9 protein-coding genes and 1 pseudogene are annotated in these 9,181 nt (G+C 71.5%); 5 read left to right on the top strand and 5 right to left on the bottom strand.

Features of this window, described 5'->3' with window-relative positions; translation table 11 throughout:
* Nucleotides 1-217, top strand: a pseudogene (locus B056_RS0104935) (IS5/IS1182 family transposase); the annotation flags it as partial.
* Between the two features lie 52 nt (nt 218-269).
* Here the strand turns inward: B056_RS0104935 and B056_RS39310 are convergent.
* The 3 genes from B056_RS39310 to B056_RS0104920 form a co-directional block, all read right to left on the bottom strand.
* Nucleotides 270-1,184 (bottom strand): sterol desaturase family protein, encoded by a 915-nt coding sequence (locus tag B056_RS39310; protein ID WP_018500793.1) that lies wholly within the window; start codon nt 1,182-1,184, stop codon nt 270-272.
* Between the two features lie 19 nt (nt 1,185-1,203).
* Nucleotides 1,204-1,425, bottom strand: a complete 222-nt coding sequence (locus B056_RS0104925) for a hypothetical protein (protein WP_026239340.1) — start codon at nt 1,423-1,425, stop codon at nt 1,204-1,206.
* A 142-nt stretch (nt 1,426-1,567) separates the two neighbouring features.
* Nucleotides 1,568-2,680 carry a cation diffusion facilitator family transporter gene (locus B056_RS0104920; protein ID WP_018500791.1) on the bottom strand — a complete coding sequence of 371 codons (1,113 nt, stop codon included), beginning with the start codon at nt 2,678-2,680 and terminating at the stop codon, nt 1,568-1,570.
* A 395-nt stretch (nt 2,681-3,075) separates the two neighbouring features.
* Here B056_RS0104920 and B056_RS0104915 point away from each other — a divergent pair, with 395 nt between their 5' ends.
* Nucleotides 3,076-3,633: an MFS transporter gene (locus tag B056_RS0104915; RefSeq protein ID WP_018500790.1), complete on the top strand. Its 558-nt coding sequence runs from the start codon at nt 3,076-3,078 to the stop codon at nt 3,631-3,633.
* A complete protein-coding gene (locus tag B056_RS0104910) occupies nt 3,617-4,237 on the top strand; it encodes an acyl-CoA-like ligand-binding transcription factor (protein WP_051105542.1) in 621 nt (206 codons plus the stop codon). Before B056_RS0104915 ends, B056_RS0104910 begins: the two co-directional genes overlap by 17 nt.
* Here B056_RS0104910 and B056_RS0104905 read toward each other — a convergent pair.
* On the bottom strand, nt 4,226-4,864 hold the full coding sequence (locus B056_RS0104905; protein WP_018500788.1) for a TetR/AcrR family transcriptional regulator: 639 nt from the start codon (nt 4,862-4,864) through the stop codon (nt 4,226-4,228). The two genes, B056_RS0104910 and B056_RS0104905, sit on opposite strands and share 12 nt — an antisense overlap.
* A 136-nt stretch (nt 4,865-5,000) precedes the next feature.
* Between B056_RS0104905 and B056_RS0104900 the strand changes: the two genes are divergently transcribed.
* On the top strand, nt 5,001-6,020 hold the full coding sequence (locus B056_RS0104900) for an aldo/keto reductase (protein ID WP_018500787.1): 1,020 nt from the start codon (nt 5,001-5,003) through the stop codon (nt 6,018-6,020).
* Between the two features lie 32 nt (nt 6,021-6,052).
* Here the strand turns inward: B056_RS0104900 and B056_RS0104895 are convergent, their stop codons facing one another.
* Complete coding sequence (locus B056_RS0104895; protein WP_026239338.1) at nt 6,053-8,404, bottom strand: SpoIIE family protein phosphatase; 2,352 nt, start codon at nt 8,402-8,404, stop codon at nt 6,053-6,055.
* A 253-nt stretch (nt 8,405-8,657) separates the two neighbouring features.
* Here B056_RS0104895 and B056_RS35180 point away from each other — a divergent pair.
* A partial coding sequence (locus tag B056_RS35180) for a HAMP domain-containing protein (protein WP_018500785.1) occupies nt 8,658-9,181 on the top strand: 524 nt, incomplete at its 3' end.

Below are 9,181 nucleotides of genomic sequence, written 5' to 3'. Positions count from 1 at the left end.
GATCATGCCGTATCGGAAACCCCTCGACGGACAGCCGCTGTCGGAGTGGAAGGAGGAGCTGAACAGGGTGCACCGCAAGGTCCGGGCCCGCGTCGAACACGCCCTCGCCGGGATGAAGACCTGGAAGATCCTGCGTGACTACCGCCGCCAGGCCCGCACCCTCGGGATCACCGCGGCCGGGATCGCCCATCTCTACAACATCAGCCGGACCGGCTGACCGGTCACGCGGACCGGCCACACCCCACCCAAACCGAGTTACGAAACAGCCTTTAGTCCGCGCGAGCCGTTCGGGACCCCTCCCGGACGAAGGTGGTCATCCCGGCGCCCGCCACGGCCGTCGGCAGCGCGGGCGCGGTGTCGCGCCGGGGCTGGAAGGGCGCCGCGAGCTGGCCGAGCCAGCTCGCCGGCATGGCCTCGGCGATTCCGTAGGCGCCGGGCATCCCGGGCGGCAGATGGCGGGTGCGGAACAGCCGGTCCCACACGGAGAGGATCGCCCCGTAGTTGCGGTTCACCGCGGCCGGCTCGAGGGCGTGGTGCCAGTGATGAAACGCCGGGGTGACGAACACCGCGCTGAGCGGGCGCAGGGTTATCCGGGTGTTCGCGTGCGCCAGGAACGGAAAATAGAACTGGAAGGCGATGAAGACCGCGGAGAAGGTGACGTCGAAGCCGATGGCGTAGAGCGGGACGACGGTCACCACCAGGTTGATGATCTGGTCGAGGGGATGGCCGCGGCTGGTGGACAGCCAGTCCAGCCCGGTGCTCGAATGGTGCACCGCGTGCAGCCGCCACAGCGGCCCGATCTCGTGCAGGGCCCGGTGGCCGAGATAGTTCGCCAGGTCGGCGAGCAGGATCAGGACGGTGAACCGCACCCAGCCCGGCTGGTCGAGCACGAACCGGCGCACGGCGTCGGGGAACACGGCGTGCACGGCCGGCCCGACGAACCCGAGTGTGACCGCCACGGCGATCGTGATCGGCAGCCGGTTGGCGAAGGTGTGCACGACGTCGACGGCCCAGTCCGGGCGAGACGTCCGCTGAACCAGGGGAACCAGCTGTTCGAGCGGGACGAAGACCAGCGCGCAGATGAGAAAGCCGATCAGCAGCCGCGGCCGTTCCAGAACACCGACCGCCACGGCCGCCATCGTGATGGCCACGGTCACCGCCCGGCGGCCGGTGTTCCTCGACATCCGGAAGGCCGGCGTGGAACTACTTGACCGGGCCGATCACGATCGGGCCACCGCCCGGGAGGCCCTTGACGGGACCGCCGGGGCCGCCACCGATCGGCACGACGCCGGCGTCGGAGGTGGAGCCGCTGAACCACTGCGGGTGCGTCACGGAGAACACGCCGCCGACCAGGCCGACGGCGAGCATCGCGATGAGGAGCAGACGACCCACGGAGGTCTGGAAACAGGTCTGTACCGCAGCCATGCGCATTCCTTTCGAAGCGAGAGGCCGGAGTCTCGGTATCGCGCTCATTCCGGCCGGGCACACGGTAATCTCCGAGGCAGAATCGCACTGCGGCCGTCGCCTGTTCGACATCCAACGTTCATCGGTGTCATCTGCCTGACGATCAGCGCGCCGGCGGCGACCCGTCAGGTGTCAGGGACGGCTCATCGGGAGCAGACAGACTTAGTACGGAGTGGATGACCGCGGGTGAGGACGTCAATTTGGCCTCGATTTCGCGCAGCCGTACCGCGACGCGCGGCTCGATGTCGTCGCCGACGAGGTCGATGTCCCCGACCACTGTGATCATCCGTGGGCCGACGACCTCCAGCCGCAGATAGGTGACCCGATCCACCTCGGGCATTGCCAGCAGTGCCCGGATCGTCGCCGCACGTACCTGCGGATCCGCCTCCTGCCCGATGAGGAACCGCCGGTTACGGCTGATCAGAACCAGGGCGACCGCGCCGAGGAGCACCCCGACCAGGATCGAGCCCGCGGCGTCGAAGGCCCCGATCCCGGTTATCTCGTGCAGCGCCAGGCCGAGCGTCGCGATCACGATTCCGGCCAGCGCCGCCGAGTCCTCGGCGAAGACGGCCCGCAGAGTGGGGTCGGTGGTCTCCAGCACGTGTTCGATGACGTCCCGGTTCATCGACTCGGCCTCCGGCCTGGCCTGCCGTACCGACTGGAGGAACGACGCCCCTTCGAGCAGGAACGAGACGCCCAGGACGAGGTAGCCGATGAGATATTCGTTGCCGGACTCGTCGGCGAACAGTTCCTGCACCCCGTGGGTGACGGAGACCGCGCCACCGGCGGTGAACAGCCCGATCGCCGCGAACAGCGACCAGACGTAGGCCTCCCGGCCGAACCCGTGCGGATGGGCTGGCTCCGGCGGCCGGCGGGACCGCCGGTCCGCCACCACCAGGAAGACCTCGTTGCCGGTGTCGGCCCACGAGTGCGCCGCCTCGGCGACCATCGAGGCCGAACCGGTGAGCAGCGCCGCCACCGACTTCGCGATCGCGATGACCAGGTTCGCCGCGAAGGCGACCGCGATGGTGAGGCTGCTCTCGCCCGCCCCCGCGCCCCCGTCCTGCTGCAACGGAACGGCCGCCGCGGCCTCCGGCGGCAGGTCCCCGCGCGCGGCCTGTCCGTCGGCGGTATCGGCGATGGGCGCCGCGCCTGACGCAGGTTCGTCTGAGGACGGGCCGCTCGTGGAACGCAGTGTTTCCGACTCGGTGGGCATGTCCACAGTTCTCGCCCTGGACGCCAGCCTTCTAACCAGGCGCCCCTGATGTGTCGAAAACGAGCTGGCCAGCAGGCCGGCCAGGGCCTGGATCAAGATCGCGATCAGCGGTTGGCTGACTTCGCCGGCAGCGCTGCTCGCGATCTGCCTCCCGCGATCGGCACCCGGCGTCCGGCTCCCGCGGCGCGCGCCCGCTGACCGCGGGAACCACGCCAGAGGATCCGTACTCATCGCCTCTGCCGCATCTTTCCCAAGTCGGGGATCACCTCGCGCTTGCGGCTGGCGGCGCGGCTGGACGGCTCTGACCGGTCCGGTCGCCGAGTCGCGGGCCATCCCACGGTCCAGCAATATGGGTGTTACCTTCATTTGCAGGTTGCACCCACTAAGTGGAGGCTGTGGGGTTCATGCTTCTGGCGGGTGGTCTCGCCGTGGGAGCCGCCACCACGCCCACCTCGGGCACCGCGTTCACGGCCGGTTGGACGACACTGGTCGGCGCGGGAACAGGACTGGCCCTGTCGGTGGCGACCGCGGCGGCCCTGGCCGGGTTGTCGGCCGAACGCAGCGGCACCGGGTCGGCTGTCGTGCAGGCGTTCAACAAGGCAAGCGGCCCACTCGGCGCGGCGATCGCCGGCAGTGTCCTCGTCGCGGTCTACCGCGCCCGGCTGGACAGCGCCCGGCTCGGCCGTCCCGGGCTGCCGGCGACGGTGGCCGAGAGCGCGCGCAGGAGTCTCTACGACGGCACGGCCGCCGCCCGGGCGGCTGGGGCACCCGGACTGGAACAGGCGGTTCACGCGGCGTTCGTCGACGGGATGGGGGCGGCGTTCCTGGTGTCGGCCGCGATCGCCGTACTGGGAGCCGTCGCGGCCCTGACCGTCCTTCCCCGCGGCCGATCCCGTAGAACGGAGATCGGCCAGCCGACCGAGGAGGGGACCGCCGATGCCGTCGCGCACTGACCGGGCAGTGTCCGGTGACCGGGCAGCACCCGGACTGCGGGAACGTAAGAAGGCCCGGACCAGGGTCGCCATCCAGACCCATGCCCTGCGGCTGTTCCGCGAGCAGGGCTATCACGCGACAACCGTCGAACAGATCATCGACGCCGCGGAGGTCTCGGAGACGACCTTTTTCCGTTACTTCCCCACCAAGGAACACGTCGTCTTCCAGGACGATCTCGATCCGCTGATCATTCAGGCGTTCCAGAGTCAGCCCGCGGAGCTCTCACCTGTCCAGGCGATACGAGCCGCGATCCGTCAGCAGTTCGACGTACTCACTCCGGAGCAACGGCAGGCGCTGCGGGACCGCACCTCGCTCATCGTCGTCGAGCCCGCCCTGCGGGCGGCCATGCTCGATCAGATCTCCCAGACCATGCTCCTGCTCGCCGACGCGATCGCCGAGCGGGCCGGGCGCCCGAAGGGCGACCTCGCCGTGCGCACCGTCGCCGGCAGCGCCATCGGCGCCATGCTCGCCACTCTGCCCGCCCTGGCCGACGATCCGGACGCGGACCTGCCCGCCCTCGTCGACCAGGCCCTCGGCTACCTCGAGGCCGGTCTACCGGTGTGACACGGCGGCGCCGCGGCGCAGGCCGTCGACGAGGACGGCGACGACGCGCTGGTTGTGCTCGGGTCCCCGCCCGGGCACGGGCTGGCACAGCGCGGTGATGGCGTGCAGGAGATCCTCGGCGCCGATGTCGTCGCGCACCGCGCCGTCGGCCACCGCGGCGGCGAGCAGTGTCGCCAGGGTGGGGCCGAGTCGCTGCCGGAAATAGTCGGGCAGCCCCTCGAAGGCCGGATCGCCCGAGTGCAGCGCCGAGGCGAGTCCGCGCTTGGTCGCGAGCAGCTCGGCGAACCGGTGGACCCACCTGATGAGCGCCTCCACCGGCTCGTGCTCGGCGCTCAGGGACGGGCCTGCGTCGGCGACGGCGTCGATTCCGCTCTGCACCACGGCTTTGACCAGGTCGGAGCGCTGCGGGAAGTGCCGGTACAGCGTGCCGACCCCCACGCCGGCCAGGTCGGTGATCTCCTTCGCGGGTGCGTCCACGCCGGAGGTGGCGAAGACGGCTCTCGCGGCCTCGATCAGCGCGTCGACGTTGCGCCGCGCGTCGGCGCGCCTGCGCGGCGCCGGTTCGCCGGGGTCCGACTCCGCGCGGGCGGACGGCGGGGCTCCAGCCCGCGTCCTGTTCCGAGACATCGGATCACCTCCATCTGGTCACCTCCACTTGCATAAGCGGAAAACTTTTCCGTATAGTTCCGGAAAACCTTTCCGCTTATCGCATCGTACGGCACACGGCAGCCGTCCAGGGCGGACCACCACAGGGAGAGAACCCATGCGCCACCGCACCCTCGGCCGGACCGGCATCCAGGTCAGCCCCTACGGCCTGGGCGCCCTGATGTTCGCCACCTCGATGGGCAACGCCCCCGAGGACTCGATCCGCATCATCCACAAGGCGCTGGACGCCGGCATCAACCTCGTCGACACCGCCGACGCCTACGCCGACTCCGAGGACATCGTCGGCAGGGCCCTGGAAGGGCGCCGCGACGACGTCGTGCTCGCCACCAAGTTCGGCCGTCCGGTCGGACGGGACCCCAACCACCAGGGCGCCTCACGGCGCTGGATCGTCACCGCCGTCGAGAACTCGCTGCGCCGCCTGCGGACCGACCACATCGACCTCTACCAGCTTCACCGGCCCGATCCCCGCACCGACATCGAGGAGACCCTCGCCGCGCTGACCGACCTGATCAACAGTGGCAAGATCCGCGCGATCGGCGCGTCGGGGACCCCCGCCGCCGACATCGTCGAGGCCCGGTGGATCGCCGAGCGGCGCGGCCTCGCCCGGTTCCACACCGAGCAACCGGCCTACTCCATCCTCAACCGTGGCGTCGAACGCGAGATCCTGCCCGCCATCCAGCGCCTCGGCATGGGCACCCTGGTCTGGGGTCCGCTCGGTCAGGGGCTCCTGACCGGCCGCGTCCGCAGGAACCAGGACAACGATCTCAGGCGGGCCGGACTGGCCCAGCATCTCAACGACGAACGCCGGCTCGACACCGTCGAAAAGCTCATTCCGCTCGCCGCCGAGGCGGGACTGCCCATGACCCACCTCGCGATGGCGTTCACCATCGCCCATCCCGGCGTCACCAGCGCGCTGATCGGCGTGCGCACCATGGACCATCTCGACAGCCTGCTCGCCGGCCTGGATGTCACCCTCACCGACGACATCCTCGACCGCATCGACGAGGTCGTCCCACCCGGCACCGACATCGGCACCCTCGACCAGGCCTACCAACCCCCGGCCCTGACGGACCCGAACCTGCGCCGCCGCCCGCTGCTCGCCCGTAACGCGGCCTGACCCCGCATGCCGCGGAGCGTATCGGCAGCTGTTCAGGTCTGCCGGATGACGATGAGGCAGGTGTCGTCGTCGGTGTCCGGGGTGGTGTGCGCGAGCAGCTGGTCGGCGCGGCGGGAGACGTCGAGGCCCGGTTCGGCCGCGATCTGCAGGAGCGCGTGCAGGGATTCGTCCAACCCGGTTCCGCGGCGTTCGATGAGGCCGTCGGTGAACAGCAGCAGGATGTCGTCCGGGTCGAGCTGGTGGACGGTCTCCTGGTAGTCGGCGTCGGGTTCGACGCCGAGCAGCAGCCCGTCGGGCATCGGCAGGGCCTGGGCGGAGCCGTCCCGGACGAGCACGGGCGGCAGATGCCCGGCACGGGCCCAGCGCAGGGCGCGCTCGGCGGGCCGGTAAAGGCCACAGATGACGGTGGCGGTGATGTTGTCGGCGAGGTGGTAGGTGACGTTGTTCAGCCAGTGCAGCAGCCGCCCCGGCCCGGCGCCGGTGACCGCGAGGCCGCGCAGGCTGTTGCGCAGGGTCACCATGCCGGCGACGGTCCTGATGCTGTGCCCGGCGACGTCGCCGACGACGAGCAGCACCTCGCCGGTCGGCAGGGTGACCGCGTCGTACCAGTCGCCACCGACGAGATGCTCCTGTTCGGCGGGGCGGTAGCGGACGGCGACCGCGAGGCCGCCGAGGTCGACGGGCTCCTCGGAGCTGGGCAGAATCGCCCGTTGCAGGGCGAGCGCGAGCTGATGCTGGCCGTCGGCCCGGGCCTCGGAGTCGGCGAGCTGGTCCCGGGTGGCGTCGAGGACGACCTGCGTCCGGTAGTGGCTGGTCAGGTCCTGGTAGAGGCCACGGACGGCGACCGTCACACCGGCGGCGTCGGTCACCGGTTCGGCGAAGGCGCGCAGCTGGCGCAACGTCCCGTCGCCGCCGACGACCCGGAACGATCCCGAGGCGGCCCGGCCGAGCCGGAACAGCGCGTCCCGCAGATGGTCGACCGCCCCCCGGTCGTCCGGGTGGACGTGCGACTCGAGGTCGTCGAACGGGACGGGCGACATCGCGCGGTCGCGCTGGAAGAGCTCGTAGACGTGGTCGGTCCAGCGCACGGCCCCGGTGCGGACGTCCTCCTGCCAGCCGCCGAACCGGCCGAGGCGCTGCAGGTGCCCGGCGAGGGAGCCGCCCGCGCCATCGCCGCCGACCGGGCGCCAACTGATCATGACCCCGTCGAAGAACGGGGCGATGCGGACGTCGAGCTCCTCGGCGACGAGCACGTCGTCGACCAGGATGAGCAGGGCGAGGCCGTCGGCCTGGTACTGCTCGCCGGTGCGGACGACCGCCACGGCCCGCTCGAGCAGGCCGGCGTCGGCGGCCATCAGCGGGTAGAGGTCCAGCAGCCGCCGGCCGCGCAGCTGGGCCGGGTGCCTGCCGGCCGGGTCGACGAAGCCCTCGTTCACGTGGTCGACGTGGAAGTCGAGGATCTCGCCGTCCTCGGCCCGCACCGCGTGGGCCAGCAGCACCGACCCGGTGACCGCGTCGAGGAGGGCGGGCAGCCAGGTCGCCCGGCCGTCGAGGGTCTGCGGCCGGGCCGAGTGGGTGTCGGCGGAGAGACCGCCCGGGTACAGGCCGCGCAGGCACAGGTCGGCCAGGGCCACGAGCTCGCGCCGCTGCCCGGCGGTGAACTCGGCGAGCGGCGCGGGCCAGCAGATCTCCATGGCGCCCACGACGGCGCCGGCCTGAAGGAACGGCAGCGCCGCCCGCGCCCCGGCCCGGGGCCCCACCCGCGGCACCGGGCCGCTGTCCGCCGGGGTGGTCGGCTCCGGCGGCGAGCCGTCGGGCCACCACTGCGGGGCGCCGTCGCGGGCCGCGCGCATCACCGCGCAGTCCAGTTGCGGCGGGACGCGCTGCCATCGGCTCGCCTCGAGCCGGCCCAGCCCGGCCTCGCCGACCAGGGTGAGCGCGCCGTCGGACTCCAGCATCCAGAGGGCGACGGCGACGGCGCCCTGATGGGCCAGCACCTCGGCGAACACCGCCTCGGCCACCGGGCAGCCGTCGGTGGCGTGGCTGACCGCGGCCTCGGCCAGCCACCGGCGGTGCTGGGCGCCGTCGTCGGACGGGGATCGGTGCAGCGTGCCGGCGGTTCCGCCGAGCACCTCGGCCGCGAACTCGTCCGGGGCCACCCCGGAGGCGGCCGCGAGCCGGCGCAGCTGGTCACCGGCCTCGGTGACCGAGCACCGCAGCCGTTCGGCCAGCACGCCGACGGCCAGGTCGGTCAGAGTGCCGGCGGCGGACCTCGACCGCAGCTGCGCGAGCTCGCGCTGCTGCCGGGCGATCACGTGGAGTAGCTCCGCCGCCGTGTGGTCGCGGGGGCTGGCGCTCGCGCTACTCCGCGACGCCCGGGACACGCGTGTCCTCGCCCGCTTCGGATGGTGACGCTCCGTGCGGGAGCGCACTGTGGGACGGCATTCCGGGCGGCGGCGCTGTGAGGAGTGGCGCCGCGGGGTACGGAGGCCCGACCCGGAAGCAGCATGTGACCAAGAAGTAAGCCTTAATCCGCCTACTCTACTGCGGGACATCCGCGAGGATCGGGGCATCTCGCACGCCGCTTCACACGCCGTTCGGCGCGGCGGCCGCACAACCGGGCTGGAGGACGACACAGTGACTGAGGTAACGGCGCGTAACCCGACCCGGGCCCAGCTGGACGACCCGGCGCTGCGCCAGTTGCTCGCCGGTCTCACCGCCGTGCGGGGCGGGGATTTCGGGACCCGGCTGCCACGCGTCGGCGACGAGCTGATGGACGAGATCGCCACCGTCTTCAACGGGATGATCGATCAGCTGGCGCTGTTCACCTCCGAGGTGACGCGGGTGGCCCGGGAGGTCGGCACCGAGGGCAAGCTCGGCGGCCAGGCCGAGGTGCCGGGCGTCTCCGGTTCCTGGAAGGACCTCACCGACAACGTCAACGCGATGGCCGGCAACCTGACCGGCCAGGTCCGCGACATCGCGCAGGTCGCGACGGCGGTCGCGGAGGGTGACCTCTCCCAGAAGATCACCGTGCAGGCCCGGGGCGAGATCCTGGAGCTCAAGAACACCATCAACACGATGGTCGATCAGCTTTCGGGTTTCGCCGACGAGGTGACCCGGGTGGCGCGTGAGGTCGGTACGGATGGTCGGCTTGGTGGTCA

Origin of the sequence: Parafrankia discariae (assembly GCF_000373365.1) — a bacterium.
Lineage (GTDB): Bacteria > Actinomycetota > Actinomycetes > Frankiales > Frankiaceae > Parafrankia > Parafrankia discariae.
This window is presented reverse-complemented; position numbering and strand designations above follow the sequence as displayed.

Excerpts from the sequence above, each read along its gene's own strand:
- B056_RS0104925 (WP_026239340.1), bottom strand. The coding sequence starts at position 1,425 with ATGGCTGCGGTACAGACCTGTTTCCAGACCTCCGTGGGTCGTCTGCTC.
- B056_RS0104900 (WP_018500787.1), top strand. The coding sequence starts at position 5,001 with ATGCGCCACCGCACCCTCGGCCGGACCGGCATCCAGGTCAGCCCCTAC.
- B056_RS39310 (WP_018500793.1), bottom strand. The coding sequence starts at position 1,184 with ATGTCGAGGAACACCGGCCGCCGGGCGGTGACCGTGGCCATCACGATG.
- B056_RS0104910 (WP_051105542.1), top strand. The coding sequence starts at position 3,617 with ATGCCGTCGCGCACTGACCGGGCAGTGTCCGGTGACCGGGCAGCACCC.
- B056_RS0104920 (WP_018500791.1), bottom strand. The coding sequence starts at position 2,680 with ATGCCCACCGAGTCGGAAACACTGCGTTCCACGAGCGGCCCGTCCTCA.
- B056_RS0104905 (WP_018500788.1), bottom strand. The coding sequence starts at position 4,864 with ATGTCTCGGAACAGGACGCGGGCTGGAGCCCCGCCGTCCGCCCGCGCG.